Raw genomic sequence first — 15,184 nt, 5'->3', positions numbered from 1 at the left:
CCTCGAAACAGGGAAAAGGGGAGCATGCCCGCCATGACGTCCCTGTCTGAAAAGCCCGCCTCATCCACAGCGTTGCTTGCGCTTGAATCGGCCGTGCCAGACGCTTCTTGAGCCTATCGGACAGGCGGTGAAAAGCCTGTCAAAAGGCCACTACTGCACCACTTGCCTGCCGCTCTCAGAACCGTCACAAAACTGTCAACCAGACTTGCCATGATGCGCTCCAAGTGAACCTGTGAAATCTCCTACAGGCACTTTCCCTGCGAGCCTCCATGAACCACAGCATCGACCACAGCCACCAGGACTCCGACCTGTTTGGCTTGCTTTACGGTTTTCGTTTCCGCCCCGGTGAAAAGGGCGAACAGATTGACTCAGCCACTGCCCTGGCGGCCTTGCAGCAACCCGGTGATGCCGACGAATTTCTCTGGCTGCACCTGAACCTGGCCCACGCCGCCTGCGAGCGCTGGATGCAGGCGCACCTGAACCTGCCGGAAGAGTTCTTCGAGGCCCTGCACGAAGGCTCGCGCTCCACCCGCATCGAACACGTAGACTCGGCCTTGCTGGCGGTGGTCAACGACGTGGTGTTCAACTTCAGCAGCATGGTGTCTTCAGACATTTCCACCTTATGGGTGTGCGCCCGCAGCCGGCTGCTGATCAGCGCGCGCCTGCAACCGCTGCACTCGGTGGACAAGCTGCGCTCGTCGGTGAAGGCCGGTGAACACTTTCGCTCGCCGCTGGAACTGCTGGTGCATTTGCTGCGGGATCAGGGCGAGGTGCTGACGCAGATCGTGCGCAAGACCAGCCTCAGCGTCGACCAGATCGAGGACCAGTTGCTGTCGTCGCGCCTGTCCACCAACCGCGCTGAACTGGGCGCCGCGCGCCGGGTGCTGGTGCGCCTGCAACGGCTGCTGGCCTTGGAGCCCGGCTCGTTGCTGCGATTGCTCAACCGCCCGCCGCAATGGTTGCAGAAGGAAGACGTGAAGGAGCTGCGCAAATCCACCGAGGAGTTTGCGCTGATCATCAACGACCTGATGGCGTTGGGCGAGCGGATCAAGCTGTTGCAGGAAGAGATCGCCGCCAACCTCAACGAGCAGAGCAACCGCACGCTGTTCACCCTGACCGTGGTGACGGTGCTGGCGTTGCCGATCAACATCATTGCCGGCTTTTTTGGCATGAACGTTGGGGGCGTGCCGCTTTCCACTGACCCGGAAGGCTTCTGGATTCTGGTGGCACTGGTGGCAACGTTTACCCTGATTGCCGGGCGTTGGGCATTTCGCAAGCGCAAGGATTATTGAATTTGAAACGCGATCAATGTGGGAGCTGGCTTGCCTGCGATAGCGGTGGTGACTGATACACCGCTATCGCAGGCAAGCCAGCTCCCACAGTTGATTGGCGGTGTTTTGTAGACCAGCGGCCATCCCAAATCTCTAAACACTGATTTACCGCAGCATCTCTGTAACATTCTGCAACGATCATGACCGACATCCTCCCCAAACTGGATGCTCCGGCATGGCCACCCCTTCCCTGACTGCCTCCACACACGCTTCCACCGCCGATCCCAAACCGCGCCTGGACAAGAAACCTGGCCTGGTGACGGTGATCGTTTTCTTCGCCGTACTCGCCATGGGCCTGTTGTTCACCGCCTACAGCCTGATGCACGACATGCACGAGCTGGGCACGGTGGTCACCACCTGGACGCCGTTCCTGCTGCTGGGCGTGGCTTTGTTGATCGCCCTGGGCTTCGAGTTCGTCAACGGTTTCCACGACACCGCCAACGCGGTGGCCACGGTGATCTACACCAACTCATTACCGCCGCATTTCGCGGTGGTGTGGTCGGGCTTTTTCAACTTCCTCGGCGTGCTGCTGTCCAGCGGCGCGGTGGCGTTCGGCATCATCGCCCTGCTGCCGGTGGAGCTGATTCTGCAGGTCGGCTCCTCGGCCGGCTTTGCGATGATCTTCGCGCTGTTGATCGCCGCGATCCTGTGGAACCTCGGCACCTGGTGGCTGGGTTTGCCGGCGTCGTCGTCCCACACCTTGATCGGCTCGATCATCGGCGTGGGCGTGGCCAACGCACTGATGCATGGCCGTGACGGCACCAGCGGTGTGGACTGGGGCCAGGCGATCAAGATCGGTTACGCACTGTTGTTGTCGCCGCTGATCGGCTTCGCCTTCGCCGCGCTGCTGTTGCTGGCGCTGCGGGCCTTCGTGAAAAATCGTTCGCTGTACAAGGCGCCAAAAGGCGACACCCCGCCACCTTGGTGGATTCGCGGCATGCTGATCGTCACCTGCACCGGCGTGTCGTTCGCACACGGTTCCAACGACGGCCAGAAGGGCATGGGCCTGATCATGTTGATCCTGGTAGGCACCCTGCCGATGGCCTACGCGTTGAACCGCACCATGCCAGCGGGTGAGTCGTTGCAGTTTGCCGCCGTGGCCGAAGTGACCCAGGCAGCCCTGGTAAAAGCGGCGCCGCAACTGGCGCCTGCCGACTCGCGCGCTACCTTGTCGACCTACGTGCGCACCAAGGAAGCCACCCCGGAACTGGTGCCCGCCCTCGCCTCCATCACCGGGCATATCGGTGAAGAAGTGAAGAGCTACGGCTCCCTCGCCGCCGTGCCGGCCGAGGCCGTGGGCAACGTGCGTAACGACATGTACCTGACCAGCGAAACCATCCGCCTGATGGACAAGGGCAAGGTCGGCAACTTCGACGCCGACACCCAGAACAAGCTGCAACTGTTCAAGCAACAGATCGACAACGCCACACGGTTTATCCCGCTGTGGGTCAAGATCGCCGTGGCCATCGCCCTCGGCCTGGGAACCATGGTCGGCTGGAAGCGCATCGTGGTGACCGTGGGCGAGAAGATCGGCAAGACCCATCTGACCTACGCCCAGGGCGCCTCGGCCGAGATGGTGGCGATGCTGACCATTGGCGCGGCGGACATGTATGGCTTGCCGGTGTCCACCACCCATGTACTGTCGTCCGGTGTGGCCGGGACCATGGTGGCGAACGGGGGTGGGTTGCAGATGAAGACCATCCGCAACTTGCTGATGGCCTGGGTGCTGACATTACCGGCGGCGATTTTGTTGTCGGGTAGCCTGTACTGGCTATTCACCCAATTGTTCTGACACAACCCGATAAAAATGTGGGAGCTGGCTTGCCTGCGATAGCGGTGGTGACTGATACACCGCTATCGCAGGCAAGCCAGCTCCCACAGGGGTTCGGCGGCGTTCTCAGGTATTAAACAACCCACTCATCACCCTCAACCGCTTCTTGTACACCCGCCGCGCCTCCAGTGCCTCCTCCAGCGTCACCGCCACAAACCCCGCCCGCTGGTTCGGTTGCATCTGCCCGATCAGATCCAGGTCGGCACTGATCACCGTACCAATCATCGCGTAGCCACCGCCCGACACCGCGTCCCGGTGCAGCACGATCGGCTCCAACCCGGCCGGCACCTGGATCGAGCCGATGGGGTAGCAACTGTCGACGATGTTCGACGGATCAGACCCGGCACCAAACGGCTGTTCCCGTGGCTGAAAGCTCAGCGCGCTGCCGCCCTTGAAGCGATAGCCGATGCGATCAGCCTCCGAACCGACCGTCCAGGGCTCGGCAAAAAAGCTGATTTTGGCGCCGGGGGTCAGTCGCTCGTAATACAGCCCCGGCACCACCCGCAGCGTCACGTCCCCACCCACCGATTGGCGTAATGCCATGGGCAAACTGTTCCCGGCCCGGCCTTTGCCGCTGGGCTCGCCGACCGGCAGCTCATCACCTTCTACCAGTCGCCGCCCCTGAAACCCGCCCAACGCACCCAGGGTGTAAGTGGACCGGCTGCCCAACACCAGCGGCACATCAATCCCACCGGCCACCGCCAGGTAAGTCCGCGCGCCGGCCTTGGGAAATTCAAAGCGCAGCACTTGCCCGGCGCGCACTTCAAACGCGGTGTCCTGATGCACCACCACGCCGTCCAGGCGCGGCGACATCAGCGCCCCGCACAACGCCACCAAAGCATCTTGCTGAAACTCCAGCTCCGGCCCGATCAACGTGCATTCCAGCCCGGCGGCGCCGATGGGGTTACCCACCAGGTGGTTGGCCGCACTCAACGCGTATTGGTCCAGGGCGCCGGACGGCGGAATGCCCAGGTGGTAATAACCTTCACGACCCAGGTCCTGCACGGAGGTGGCGAGGCCGGGTTTGAGTACCTTGATCATGCCAGCGCCTCCTGCAGGGTTTTCGGGTAGCCAGTGGGGTCGGCCAGAAAGGCATCCAGGGAAAATTCCACCGGGCGGATGCGCAGGTCGAACCGCCCGGCCTCCACTTCAGCCACCGCCAGGTCATAGGCATCACGGTCCACGGGTTTGAACTGCACGATGTCGCCGGGACGGAAGAACACCATGTGCTCTTTCAGGTAAGCCAGTTGCTGCTGCGGGTCGTAGATCGGCGCCGGGGTGACGCCGAACATCTGGTAGCCGCCAGCACCGCGCACCGAATAAATACAGCCGAAGCAGCCGCCGTGGCCGAGGGTCAATTTCGGCGTGTCAGTACGTGGGCGCAGGTACTTGGGTACCTGCAACTGCCGCTCGCGCTCCACCATCTGGAACATGAACGGCAAGCCCGCCACAAACCCCACCATCGAGACAAACCACGGCGCGCCACTGTGGGCCGCGATAAACGCTTCCACGTCTGCCAGGCCGTTGATCCGCGCTGCGTATTCCAAATCGGTGCCGGTGGGGTCCTGATGGCGGTCGCGAAAACGCATCAGGGTTTCATGGGTCCAGGGGTCGTTGTACAGCACCGGGATTTCGATGATGCGGGTGTGCAAGGTGCGTTCGGCCACGGCTTGGGCTTCGGCGCTTTGCACCGCGTCCAGCAGCACGTGGGGCGCGATGCGGTCCGGGTCGAAGCGAATCTGGAACGAGGCATTTGCCAGGCAGACGTCCAGCACACCGTCCAGGGCCAGGCGCTCCACTGCGCGGGTGACGGCCATGCCCTTGAAGAAAGCCTCCAGGGACATGCTCTCGCTGACCTCGGCAAACAGGTGTTCATCACCGCCAAAGCTGTAGCGGATCGGGGAAGATTCGGCCATGTCTGTTCCTCTTGGAATCATTGTAGAAAGGCAGGCAAAAAATCAGAGAGACCCGGTGTCTGGGCACCGGTGTCGGTCAGCGAGGTGTGCGCACTTCAATCCCCGCCTGGTCCAGCGCTTCGCGGGTGGCTTCCACCAATTCAAGGGCGCCGGGGGTGTCGCTGTGCAGGCAGATGGAATCGAATTCGATAAACAGGTCTTCGCCTTCAACCGTGCGCACCAGGCCGGTCTGGCAGGCCCGTAGGACTCGCGCCGCAACCGTTGCCGGATCCAGCGCCCGCACATGGCGGGTAAACACGATGGAACCCGTGAGATCGTACTCACGGTCGGCATAAAACTCCCGCACCACCGGCTGGCCCAATTCCTTGGCAACGCGCCAGATCACCGAGTTGGGCATGCAGTACAGCAACAGCGTGGGCTCCAGGCGTTGCAGGTTTTCCACCAGCAATCGCGCCGCTTCTTCGTCCCGCGCCAGGTGCATGTACAACGCGCCGTGGGGCTTGATGTGTTGCAGCGTCAGGCCCTGGGCCCGGGCGATTTCCCGCAGGGCGCCGAGCTGATAGAGCATGTCGTCCACCAGTTCCTGGGCCGGGGCGTTGATATGGCGCCGGCCGAAACCCACCAGGTCACGAAAGCCCGGGTGCGCGCCAATCGCCACGCCCAACTGCTTGGCACGCTCGACGGTGCGGCGCATGGTGCCCGGGTCACCGGCATGAAAGCCGGTGGCGATGTTGGCCGAGCTGATGTAGGCCATCAGTTCACTGTCGACGCCATCGCCGATGGTCCAGGGGCCGAAGCCTTCGCCCATGTCCGAATTGAAATCCACTGCCTGCATCGGGGTCGCTCCGTTGAAGTTCATGCCATGGAAATTAGGCTGCGGCTTGACCCCTTGGGAAGATCTATTATCAGATGGCCCATCTTCTGAAAATCAGATACCCGATAATGCCGCCCTGGACGCTCTGCGTCCGCTTTTAAAATCGTGACGCAGAGCGTCACAGGATGCGTTCCCACGCAAAGCGTGGGAACGAGCGGAGAAACCAATGTCCCTGACCCTGCGTCAAATCCGCTACTTCGTCGCCACCGCCGAAATCGGCCAGATCTCCCAGGCGGCGATTCACCTGAACATCTCCCAATCGGCGGTGACCACCGCGATCAAGGAGCTGGAAGCGATGCTCGGCGCGCAGCTATTCGTGCGCTCGGCCCAGGGCATGAGCCTGACCGATGCCGGGCGGCATTTTCTCAACCGGGCCTACGTGATTGTGCGCAGTGTCGACGACGCCCTGAACAGCCCGCTGCCAGACTACCGCGCCAGCGGCGTACTGCGGGTGGCCGCCAGCTACACCGTGCTCGGCTACTTCCTGCCGCACCATTTGCAGCGCATGGAACACTGGCACCCGGACGTGACCATCGAGGTCTTCGAACAGGAACGCCAGGCCATCGAACACGGGCTGCTCAACGGCCAGTTCGACATGGCCGTGGTGCTCACCGCCAACCTCACCCACCCGGATATCGTCTCGGAAATCCTCTTCAACTCCGAACGCCGCCTGTGGCTGCCCAGCCATCACCCGTTGTGCGAACGCCCCGCCGTGAGCCTCGCGGACGTGGCCCGGGAGCCGTACATTTTCCTCACCGTCGACGAAGCCGAACAAAGCGCCATGCGCTACTGGGAACAGGCCGGGCAAACGCCCAAGGTGCGGCTGCGCACCAGTTCGGTGGAGGCGGTGCGCAGCATGGTCGCCAACGGCAGCGGCGTGGCAATTCTGTCGGACCTGGTGCATCGCCCGTGGTCGCTGGAAGGCAAGCGCATCGAAACCGTGAGTGTCACCGACAAGGTCACGCCCATGAGCGTCGGGCTGGCCTGGCACCGCGAGCGCGACTTCACCCCGGCGATGCAGGCGTTTCGTGATTATTTCCACGATGCCTTCCTGGCGCCGCAGCAGTTGTCGGCCCGGCGTTAAAGCCGGGATTGCAGGGTCGCCGCCAGCCAATCCATGAACACCCGCACCCGCTGTGGTAAATGCCGTTGGCCGGCGTACAGCAGGGACACGTCCAGCGCAGGTGCCGGATACTCCGGCAGCACCGCTACCAACTCACCACTGGCCAAGAGATCGACAATGCCCAGCACCGGCACCTGAGTCAGGCCAAACCCACCGATGCACGCCAGCCGATACGCGTCGGTGCTGTTGACGGTCACCCGCCCGGCCATGGGAACCCGGTGCACCTTGTTGCCCTGTACGTATTCAAACCCGGGCGAACGTGAGCCCAGCGGGCGTACGTAATGCACCAGTTGATGGTGGGCCAAATCGGCGAGCGTCTTGGGTACGCCGTAACGTTGCAGGTAAGTCGCGCTGGCGCAATTGATCATCGTCATGCTGCCCAGCAACCGCGCCACCACCGACTGGTCCGGCTGCGCGCCAATCCGCAATACACAATCGAAACCTTCGGCCAACAGGTCGACCTGGCGGTCGGTGCTGCTGATCTCCAGCTCGATCAGCGGGTGCAGGTCCATGAATTCCGGCAGGCGCGGCAGGATCAGTTCCCGGGCCATGACATTGGGCATGTCCACCCGAATGCGCCCCGCCAGCTGCGCTTCATCCTGGCGAAACAAGCCTTCCAGCTCTTCCATATGGGACAGCAAATCCTTGCTGCGCTCATACAGCACGCGCCCGTCCTGGGTGGCCTGGACCTTGCGCGTGGTGCGCTGCAACAGGCGCGCACCGACCAACGCTTCCAGGGCCTGCACATGCTCGGACACGGTCGAGCGCGGCAAGCCCAGGCTTTCGCCCGCCTGGGTGAAACTCGACAGCTCGGTGACGCGCACGAAGGTGCGCAGCAACTCAAGTTTGTTCATGGGATTGTTCGCCTTATCCGGCCAGTGATTCCGGTACAGCTCTATTTATCACGTTATGACCGGACAAATACACTCAGTCCCACGAACACTCACCCGCTCCGAGGACTCCACCATGACCCGTAAAATCGCACTCATCACCGGCGCCAGCCGCGGCCTGGGCAAAAGCGCTGCCCTGCACCTGGCGGCACAAGGCGTCGACATCATCGGCACGTACAACAGCGCGGCGGACGAAGCCCAGGCGGTGGTCGCCCAAGTCGAAGCACTGGGCGGCAAAGCGGCGATGCTGCAACTGGACGTCAGCCAAAGCGCCACCTTCGATGCATTCACCGCCCAGGTCGGCTCGGTGTTGAAGGACGTGTTCGGCCAGGCGCACTTCAACTTCCTGATCAACAACGCCGGGATTGGCGCCCATGCCAGCTTCGCCGAAACCACCGAGGCGCAGTTCGACCAACTGGTGGCGATCCACTTCAAGGGTCCGTTTTTCCTGACCCAGAAACTGCTGCCGCTGATCAGCGATGGCGGGCGCATCATCAATATCTCCAGCGGCCTGGCGCGCTTCAGCCTGCCAGGTTACTCGGCCTACGCCTCGATGAAAGGCGCGGTGGAGGTGCTGACCCGCTACCAGGCCAAGGAGTTGGGCGCGCGCGGGATTACCGTCAACACCCTGGCCCCCGGCGCAATCGCCACCGACTTCAGCGGCGGCGCGGTGCGGGACAACCCGGACGTGAACGCGATGGTCGCCAACAACACCGCACTCGGTCGCGCAGGCTTGCCGGATGACATTGGCGGGGCGATTTCCACCCTGCTGGCGGATGGCAGCAACTGGATCACCGGGCAGCGCGTCGAGGCGTCGGGCGGGATGTTTCTGTAACGCGCCGAGATTCTCCGCTAGCATCAATGCTTTCGGATACCTGACAGGCAATCACCCATGAGTTTTGATCCAGGACTGGCCGGCGGCATGGGCGTACTGGCCGCCGTGGTCGACAGCGGCAGTTTCGCCCGCGCCGCCGACAGCCTGGAGATGACGCCTTCGGGGGTCAGCCGGGCCATTTCGCGGCTGGAAAAACGCCTGGGGATTCGCCTGTTCGACCGCACCACTCGCTCGGTGCAATTGACCGACGAGGGCCGGCGTTTCTACCAGGAAATCGCCCCGCTGCTGGCGGGCCTGGAAGAAGCCGCCAGCTCGGCGGCAGACAGCGCCCTGACCGTACGTGGGCGGTTGCGGGTGAACATCGACCCGTACTTCTCGCGGCTGGTACTGGGGCCGGTGCTCGGTGAGTTCATGAGCCAATACCCGCAGTTGCAGTTAGACCTGCACACGCGGGACCAGCTCGGGGACTTGGTGGCGGATGGCTTTGACCTGGCCATCCGTTTTGGCATTCCGCAATCGTCCTCGCTGATTGCCCGCAAGCTGATGGAAGTGCGGGTGCTGACATTGGCGTCGCCGACTTATCTTGAGCGGCATGGTCGCCCTTCACACCCCAAGGATCTGGAAGACGGCCAGCACGTGTGCATCGACTTTCGCGACTCCCAGACCGGCCGGCCGTTTGCCTGGGAATTCCACCGGCCCGGTGAGCAGGTCAACGTCGCCACCAGCGGGCGGCTGGTGGTCAACGATGCCGGGACCTTGTACAGCGTCTGCGAACACGGCCATGCAGTGGCGCAGATGCTCGACCTTGGGCTGGCACCGGCGCTCGACTCCGGCGCGTTGGTCGAGTTGTTTCCCGACTGGCCCGATGAGCGCTTCCCGCTGTATGCCTTCTACCCGTCGCGGCATTTACCTGCGGCCAAGGTGCGGGCGTTCCTTGAGTTTGTGGCGTCCCTCAAACTTGGCTGAGCATGCGTTTTTGCATGATCTTTTCGCGCACGGCGTCATAACCCCAGTGATACACATAGGTGTACGGCAGGAAAAACAGCAGCACGCCGATGTCGAGGATAAACGCCTGCATCAGGCTGATGTTCAGCCACCAGGCAATCAACGGTACGGCGACAATGATCAGGCCGCCTTCAAACATCAGGGCATGCAGCACCCGAGTCCAGACGCCATTGGCCAGCTTCAGGCGCAACTTGAGGCGGTCGAACAGGCTGTTGAAAATGATGTTCCAGGTCAGCGCCATCAGGCTGATCGCCAGGGTCACCGTGCCCATTTCCACGACAGGCCGGTCCATGATCCAAACCAGCAGCGGCGTACAAATCAACAAAGCCAGGCCTTCAAAACCAATGGCCTGCCAAACGCGTTCAGTAATCGACTTGGTGGGTGTCATGACCCGTTCTCCGTGAGTGACGATGGTTGCCATCATTACCCTTTGACTCGATACTTCATAACCAATAACCATCGATCAAGGCGATAGTCATGGCCTCCCATGAAGTGCTTCAAGCGTTTGTGCAGGCGGCAACCCAAGGTTCGTTTTCAGCGGCGGCGCGCAAACTGGGCAAGAGCCAGTCCACCGTCAGCGCGGCGGTGGCCAGCCTGGAGATTGACCTGGACGTGGTGCTGTTTGATCGCAGCAGCCGCAAGCCGACGCTGACCCCGGCCGGGCATGTGCTGTTGCAACGCGCCGAGCAGGTGCTGGAAGCCAGCAGCCGCCTGGAGTTGGCGGCCAGCCAGTTGTCCCAGGGGTTGGAGCCGAAGCTGAGTATCGCCATGTCCGATACCTACCAGTCGGACCGTTTCGAAACCGCCCTCAGCGCCTTCGAACAGCGCTACCCGGACCTGGAGCTGGAATGCCTGATCGCCGAATGCGAGGACTTGATCGCCCTGGTGCAAAGCGGCCGGGCGCAGATTGCGTTTATCGAGAAGCAGGAGGTTTATCCGCCGGACCTCACCAGCACCGCCGTGGAAGAACGCACGGAAATCGCGCTGTTTGTCGCCCCCAAACATCCGCTGGCGAGCCTTAAGGACATCGATCAGCACACCCTGGAGCAACACCGCGAACTGCGCCTGGCGAGCATCATCAACCCGAATGAAACCCGAGGCCTGGGGCGTGTGTGGTCGGCGCCCAGTTACCTGATGCTGATGGAAATGGCGCAGTTGGGTTTCGGCTGGGCACCATTGCCACGCTGGCTGGTGGAGCGGTTTGGCGGTGGTCACCTGTGTGAAATCAAGGCCCGGAGCTGGCCGCGCTCGGTGGCGGTGGATGCGCTGTGGTCACGCCAGCATCCGCCCGGCCCGGCAGGCAGTTGGCTGCTGGGCAAGATGCTGGAGTAATGCCCGAACACAAATTTCGGAACAATGAAGATCAAATGTGGGAGCCGGCTCGCCTGCGATAGCGGTGTGTCAGTCACCACCGCTATCGCAGGCAAGCCAGCGCCCACATTGAATGTGCGGTGCATTCAAAGGCGCAGTCAGGCGGCTTCAATCTGCGGCGGGCGGTTGTTCTGGAAATACTCATGCAGCGCCCGCAACGCCGGCAACTCCAGGGCCTGGGCGGCAAAGCACAACCCCACCCGGCGCGTCGGTGCCGGCAGGTGCCAAGGGCGAATCACCACCCCGGCCCGCTCCGCCGCCAGCGACTGCGGCAACATCGCCACGCCCACACCGGCTGCTACCATATGCAAGGCCTGGGTCAACGAACCGGCATGCCCGGCCACCGCTTGGGGCGAGCGGCCATACAAGGCCATCAGCCGTTGGTGGGAATCATGCTGCGGGCAGGTGATCCAGTCTTCAATCGGCGCCCAGGCCTGTTCTTTTCCACCCGCCGCCATCGGGTGCGCAGCCGGCAGGGCCATCACGTAGGACTCGTCCCAAAGCGGCAGGAATAATTCGTCCTCGCAGCACATTTCCTCTACCGCCAGGCGCCCTTCTCCTTCGCAGCCTTCCTGCAAGGTCAGCAGCAAACCCGGCAGGCCCTGGTGCGCCATGCGCAGGAAGGTTTCGATCTGACTGTCGGCAATATCGCCTTCCACACCCAGTTCCAGGGCGATGCGGTTTTCGCGCCCGCGAAACAACCGGCTCAACGCGTCGGCCTCGGCCACCATGCGCCGGGCTTGCGGGTACAACACCCGCGCCTCGTCACTGACCTCGACCCCACGTGGCTGGCGCAGAAACAGCGCCACGCCCAATTCTTCTTCCAACTGCTTGATGGTCACCGACAACGTCGGCTGGCTGATGAACAGCCGCTGGGCGGCGGCGGTGATATTGCGCTCCTCGAATACCGCGAGAAACGCCTTGAGATGACGCACATCCATAGTTAATACCGATGACAGACAGAGGAATAAGGCATTTTTCAGCCACTCAAGGGCTAAATATACTGCTCGCCACGTTCAGTTATTTGTTTTTCTTATTTCAGGAGTTCCACCATGAGCAAGCCATTGATCATCATCACCGGCGCCAGCTCGGGCATTGGCGAAGCCACCGCGCGCTTGCTGTCGGCCGCTGGCCACCCGCTGTTGCTGCTGGCCCGCCGCATCGACCGGCTGAATGCGCTGGAGTTGCCGAACACCTTGAGCCGCGGTGTCGACATCACCGACCGCGTTGCGCTGGTGGCGGCGGTGAAAGAAGCCGAAGCGCAATTCGGCCCGGCCGATGCACTCATCAACAATGCCGGCGTGATGCTGCTGGGCAGCGTCAGCGAACAGGACCCGGCACAGTGGGAGCAGATGCTCGACGTCAACGTGAAAGGCCTGCTGAACGGCATTCATGCGGTGGCCGCCAGCATGGTCGAGCGCAAGGGTGGCACCCTCATCAACGTCAGCTCGGTAGCCGGGCGCAAGACCTTCCCCAACCACGTCGCCTATGTAGGCACCAAGTTCGCCGTGCATGGGATTTCGGAAAACCTGCGGGAAGAAATGTCGCCGCACAACGTGCGTGTGATCACCATTGCGCCGGGTGCGGTGGAAACCGAACTGCTGAGCCACACCACCGATGAGGCCATCAAGACCGGCTACCAGGCGTGGAAACAGGACATGGGCGGCACCGTGCTAAGCGCCGATGACGTAGCTTCGGCGATTGCCTATGCCTACCAGCAGCCGCAGCATGTGTGCATTCGCGAGATCGTATTGGCGGCGACGCGTCAGCAGCCGTAAGAAGCCAAGGCAGACAACACACATCCAATGTGGGAGCTGGCTTGCCTGCGATAGCGGTGGGTCAGCCATGCATCTGTTGTTGATACGCCGCTATCGCAGGCAAGCCAGCTCCCACAGTGGATCGCACTCCAGTCTCACTGGCTATTTGAGTTCGGCCAAACGCCGTTCGATAAAGCGCTTTTCCGGCGCTTGCTGGGTCAACGCCAGCGCCCGTTCAAACGCCCGCCGCGCGTCCTCCCCCCTTCCCAGCCGCCGACAAAACTCGCCCCGTGCCGAGTGCGCCAGGTGATAGTCCACCAACTCCCCCCGCGCCAGAATCTCGTCCACCAACTGCAACCCCGCCAACGCCCCATCGCGCATTGCAACGGCCACTGCGCGATTCAGCTCGATCACCGGCGACGGCACCAACCCGAGCAACACGTCGTACAGCCCGACAATCTGCGGCCAGTCGGTCTCGTCAGCGCTCGCCGCCTCGGCATGCACCGCCGCAATCGCCGCCTGCAGGCTGTAGGGCCCGAAGCGGCGTGTGGTCAGGGATTTCTCCACCAAGGCACATCCTTCAGTGATCAACGACGCATCCCACAGCGAACGGTCTTGCTCATCCAGTAACACCAACTCACCGCCGGCCGAGGTGCGTGCCGGGCGCCGGGATTCGTGGAGCAACATCAGCGCCAGCAAGCCCATTACTTCCGGCTCCGGCAACAATTCCATCAGCAATCGGCCCAGGCGAATGGCTTCGCGTGTCAGGTCCTCTCGGGTCAGATCAGCGCCCATGGACGCCGAATAGCCTTCGTTGAACACCAGGTAAATCACCCGCAGCACACTGTCCAGGCGCTCGGGCAACTCCGCCAGGGACGGCACTTGATAGGGGATTTTCGCTTCGCGGATCTTGCCCTTGGCCCGCACGATGCGCTGGGCGATGGTAGTCGGCGTGGCGAGAAACGCCCGGGCGATTTCCTCGGTGGTGAGGTCGCAGATCTCACGCAAGGTCAGCGCCGCCTGGGCATCTGCTGCCAGCGCCGGGTGGCAGCAGGTGAAGATCAAACGCAGGCGGTCGTCTTCCACGTCTTCAGCGCTCCAGTCGGCCTCTTCCAATTCATCAGCCTGAGCCAGCAACTGGTTCTGATGCGCGGCAAACCGGGCCTGGCGGCGCAAACGGTCGATGGCCTTGAAGCGCCCGGTGGAGACCAGCCAGGCCCGGGGATTGTCGGGCACACCGTCTTGCTCCCAACGCTCCACCGCGACGAAGAACGCCTCGTGCAAGGCCTCTTCAGCGAGGTCGAAATCGCCGAGCAGGCGAATCAGGGTCGCGAGGATGCACCGCGATTCGCTGCGATAAACCGCTTCGACCCGGGCCTGCACCGTCAATCGCGCAGGCCTTCGGTCACCAGCGTCACCAGCCGGTCGAGGCTCTGGCCCCAACCCTCGTGAAAGCCCATGGCTTCGTGGGCCTGCTTGGTTTCGGCGCTCCAGTGCATGGCGCGGGCGGTGTAGAGGGTTTTGCCATCGACGTCTTCAAAGGTGACTTCGGCTGTCATGAACGGTTGGCCCGAAGGAATCCAGCCGGGGGTGAACGCATCGGTAAACACCAGCCGACTGGGCGCAGTGATTTCGAGGAATACGCCCTGGGTCGGGTATTCGCTGCCGTCGGGCGCGCGCATCAGCGTGCGAAATTGCCCACCGACCCACAGGTCCATTTCGCACTCGGGGGTGGTCATGCCGTGTGGGCCCCACCACTGCTGCAACAAGGCCGGCTCGGTCCAGGCACGGAATACGCGGCTGCGAGGTGCGTCGATCAAGCGACTGATGGACAGTTCAAATTCGGCGGGCTTGGGTTGATTGCTCATGGGAAACCTCCTGAGTTTTATTGTTGTGATCAGAGATTCAATTCACGCACGGGGCGCACTTCCACACTGCCGACCCGGGCGGCCGGAATGCCACCGGCCACCTGGATCGCTTCATTCAGGTCCTTGGCTTCGATCAGGTAGAACCCGGCGAGCTGCTCCTTGGTTTCGGCAAACGGTCCGTCGGTGATCGACAGCTTGCCGTTGCGCATGCGTACCGTGGTGGCGGTGGTCACCGACTCCAGCGGTTCGGCAGCGAGCATCCGCCCGCTGGCCTGCACGGACTGGCCATAGGCAAAACATTCCGGGTCCTTGGGGCTGTCGGGCGACTCGTGCAGCACCTGCTCGTTGCTATAGATCAGGCAGAGGTATTTCATGGGATTCTC

The 15,184-nt window shown here is 62.5% G+C and carries 16 protein-coding genes; 7 read left to right on the top strand and 9 right to left on the bottom strand.

All coding sequences use genetic code 11. The features are described from left to right. The first annotated feature begins 269 nt into the window (after window positions 1-269). The gene (locus LIY45_RS20725) at window positions 270-1,292 is read left to right on the top strand and encodes a transporter (RefSeq protein WP_226477431.1); all 1,023 of its coding nucleotides are present in this window, start codon (window positions 270-272) and stop codon (window positions 1,290-1,292) included. A 214-nt stretch (window positions 1,293-1,506) separates the two neighbouring features. After that, complete coding sequence (locus tag LIY45_RS20720; RefSeq protein WP_017475934.1) at window positions 1,507-3,123, top strand: inorganic phosphate transporter; 1,617 nt, start codon at window positions 1,507-1,509, stop codon at window positions 3,121-3,123. Between the two features lie 105 nt (window positions 3,124-3,228). On the opposite strand, the gene LIY45_RS20715 is transcribed toward LIY45_RS20720, so the two are convergent. The 3 genes from LIY45_RS20715 to LIY45_RS20705 form a co-directional block, all read right to left on the bottom strand. Then, window positions 3,229-4,203 (bottom strand): biotin-dependent carboxyltransferase family protein, encoded by a 975-nt coding sequence (locus tag LIY45_RS20715; RefSeq protein WP_226477430.1) that lies wholly within the window; start codon window positions 4,201-4,203, stop codon window positions 3,229-3,231. Then, window positions 4,200-5,078 carry an allophanate hydrolase subunit 1 gene (locus tag LIY45_RS20710; RefSeq protein WP_226477429.1) on the bottom strand — a complete coding sequence of 293 codons (879 nt, stop codon included), beginning with the start codon at window positions 5,076-5,078 and terminating at the stop codon, window positions 4,200-4,202. The genes LIY45_RS20715 and LIY45_RS20710 overlap by 4 nt, the downstream gene beginning before the upstream one ends. 76 nt (window positions 5,079-5,154) lie before the next feature. After that, window positions 5,155-5,913 carry a 5-oxoprolinase subunit PxpA gene (locus LIY45_RS20705; protein ID WP_017475937.1) on the bottom strand — a complete coding sequence of 253 codons (759 nt, stop codon included), beginning with the start codon at window positions 5,911-5,913 and terminating at the stop codon, window positions 5,155-5,157. Between the two features lie 205 nt (window positions 5,914-6,118). Between LIY45_RS20705 and LIY45_RS20700 the strand changes: the two genes are divergently transcribed. Further along, window positions 6,119-7,036, top strand: coding sequence for a LysR family transcriptional regulator (locus tag LIY45_RS20700; RefSeq protein ID WP_017475938.1), 918 nt, complete (start codon window positions 6,119-6,121; stop codon window positions 7,034-7,036). On the opposite strand, the gene LIY45_RS20695 is transcribed toward LIY45_RS20700, so the two are convergent. Continuing rightward, window positions 7,033-7,929 (bottom strand): LysR family transcriptional regulator, encoded by an 897-nt coding sequence (locus LIY45_RS20695; RefSeq protein ID WP_226477428.1) that lies wholly within the window; start codon window positions 7,927-7,929, stop codon window positions 7,033-7,035. The genes LIY45_RS20700 and LIY45_RS20695 overlap by 4 nt on opposite strands. 112 nt (window positions 7,930-8,041) lie before the next feature. On the opposite strand from LIY45_RS20695, the gene LIY45_RS20690 reads away from it, so the two are divergent. Both LIY45_RS20690 and LIY45_RS20685 read left to right on the top strand, forming a co-directional pair. Next, window positions 8,042-8,800 (top strand): SDR family oxidoreductase, encoded by a 759-nt coding sequence (locus LIY45_RS20690; protein ID WP_226477427.1) that lies wholly within the window; start codon window positions 8,042-8,044, stop codon window positions 8,798-8,800. 57 nt (window positions 8,801-8,857) lie between these two features. After that, window positions 8,858-9,766: a LysR family transcriptional regulator gene (locus tag LIY45_RS20685; protein WP_226477426.1), complete on the top strand. Its 909-nt coding sequence runs from the start codon at window positions 8,858-8,860 to the stop codon at window positions 9,764-9,766. Here the strand turns inward: LIY45_RS20685 and LIY45_RS20680 are convergent. Beyond that, the gene (locus tag LIY45_RS20680) at window positions 9,753-10,193 is read right to left on the bottom strand and encodes a multidrug/biocide efflux PACE transporter (RefSeq protein ID WP_226477425.1); all 441 of its coding nucleotides are present in this window, start codon (window positions 10,191-10,193) and stop codon (window positions 9,753-9,755) included. The genes LIY45_RS20685 and LIY45_RS20680 overlap by 14 nt on opposite strands. Window positions 10,194-10,282: 89 nt before the next feature. Between LIY45_RS20680 and LIY45_RS20675 the strand changes: the two genes are divergently transcribed. Beyond that, complete coding sequence (locus LIY45_RS20675) at window positions 10,283-11,137, top strand: LysR family transcriptional regulator (RefSeq protein ID WP_017475943.1); 855 nt, start codon at window positions 10,283-10,285, stop codon at window positions 11,135-11,137. 137 nt (window positions 11,138-11,274) lie between these two features. Here the strand turns inward: LIY45_RS20675 and LIY45_RS20670 are convergent, their stop codons facing one another. Further along, complete coding sequence (locus LIY45_RS20670; RefSeq protein ID WP_226477424.1) at window positions 11,275-12,117, bottom strand: LysR family transcriptional regulator; 843 nt, start codon at window positions 12,115-12,117, stop codon at window positions 11,275-11,277. Window positions 12,118-12,228: 111 nt separating this feature from the next. Here LIY45_RS20670 and LIY45_RS20665 point away from each other — a divergent pair, with 111 nt between their 5' ends. Continuing rightward, window positions 12,229-12,954, top strand: a complete 726-nt coding sequence (locus LIY45_RS20665; RefSeq protein ID WP_226477423.1) for an SDR family oxidoreductase — start codon at window positions 12,229-12,231, stop codon at window positions 12,952-12,954. Between the two features lie 141 nt (window positions 12,955-13,095). On the opposite strand, the gene LIY45_RS20660 is transcribed toward LIY45_RS20665, so the two are convergent. The 3 genes from LIY45_RS20660 to LIY45_RS20650 are packed head-to-tail and all read right to left on the bottom strand — an operon-like array spanning window position 13,096 to window position 15,175. After that, the gene (locus tag LIY45_RS20660; RefSeq protein WP_226477422.1) at window positions 13,096-14,322 is read right to left on the bottom strand and encodes an RNA polymerase sigma factor; all 1,227 of its coding nucleotides are present in this window, start codon (window positions 14,320-14,322) and stop codon (window positions 13,096-13,098) included. Beyond that, on the bottom strand, window positions 14,319-14,801 hold the full coding sequence (locus LIY45_RS20655) for an SRPBCC family protein (protein ID WP_017475945.1): 483 nt from the start codon (window positions 14,799-14,801) through the stop codon (window positions 14,319-14,321). The genes LIY45_RS20660 and LIY45_RS20655 overlap by 4 nt, the downstream gene beginning before the upstream one ends. Window positions 14,802-14,830: 29 nt before the next feature. Beyond that, on the bottom strand, window positions 14,831-15,175 hold the full coding sequence (locus tag LIY45_RS20650; RefSeq protein WP_017475946.1) for a YciI family protein: 345 nt from the start codon (window positions 15,173-15,175) through the stop codon (window positions 14,831-14,833). Window positions 15,176-15,184 lie beyond the last annotated feature (9 nt).

The organism is Pseudomonas sp. MWU16-30323 (genome assembly GCF_020515595.1).
Lineage (GTDB): Bacteria > Pseudomonadota > Gammaproteobacteria > Pseudomonadales > Pseudomonadaceae > Aquipseudomonas > Aquipseudomonas yamanorum.
Note: the sequence above shows the minus strand (reverse complement) of the source record. Positions and strands in the feature narration are given on the sequence as shown.

Coding starts and splice junctions, on each gene's coding strand:
- LIY45_RS20725 (WP_226477431.1), top strand. CDS start 270: ATGAACCACAGCATCGACCACAGCCACCAGGACTCCGACCTGTTTGGC.
- LIY45_RS20720 (WP_017475934.1), top strand. CDS start 1,507: ATGGCCACCCCTTCCCTGACTGCCTCCACACACGCTTCCACCGCCGAT.
- LIY45_RS20715 (WP_226477430.1), bottom strand. CDS start 4,203: ATGATCAAGGTACTCAAACCCGGCCTCGCCACCTCCGTGCAGGACCTG.
- LIY45_RS20710 (WP_226477429.1), bottom strand. CDS start 5,078: ATGGCCGAATCTTCCCCGATCCGCTACAGCTTTGGCGGTGATGAACAC.
- LIY45_RS20705 (WP_017475937.1), bottom strand. CDS start 5,913: ATGCAGGCAGTGGATTTCAATTCGGACATGGGCGAAGGCTTCGGCCCC.
- LIY45_RS20700 (WP_017475938.1), top strand. CDS start 6,119: ATGTCCCTGACCCTGCGTCAAATCCGCTACTTCGTCGCCACCGCCGAA.
- LIY45_RS20695 (WP_226477428.1), bottom strand. CDS start 7,929: ATGAACAAACTTGAGTTGCTGCGCACCTTCGTGCGCGTCACCGAGCTG.
- LIY45_RS20690 (WP_226477427.1), top strand. CDS start 8,042: ATGACCCGTAAAATCGCACTCATCACCGGCGCCAGCCGCGGCCTGGGC.
- LIY45_RS20685 (WP_226477426.1), top strand. CDS start 8,858: ATGAGTTTTGATCCAGGACTGGCCGGCGGCATGGGCGTACTGGCCGCC.
- LIY45_RS20680 (WP_226477425.1), bottom strand. CDS start 10,193: ATGACACCCACCAAGTCGATTACTGAACGCGTTTGGCAGGCCATTGGT.
- LIY45_RS20675 (WP_017475943.1), top strand. CDS start 10,283: ATGGCCTCCCATGAAGTGCTTCAAGCGTTTGTGCAGGCGGCAACCCAA.
- LIY45_RS20670 (WP_226477424.1), bottom strand. CDS start 12,117: ATGGATGTGCGTCATCTCAAGGCGTTTCTCGCGGTATTCGAGGAGCGC.
- LIY45_RS20665 (WP_226477423.1), top strand. CDS start 12,229: ATGAGCAAGCCATTGATCATCATCACCGGCGCCAGCTCGGGCATTGGC.
- LIY45_RS20655 (WP_017475945.1), bottom strand. CDS start 14,801: ATGAGCAATCAACCCAAGCCCGCCGAATTTGAACTGTCCATCAGTCGC.
- LIY45_RS20650 (WP_017475946.1), bottom strand. CDS start 15,175: ATGAAATACCTCTGCCTGATCTATAGCAACGAGCAGGTGCTGCACGAG.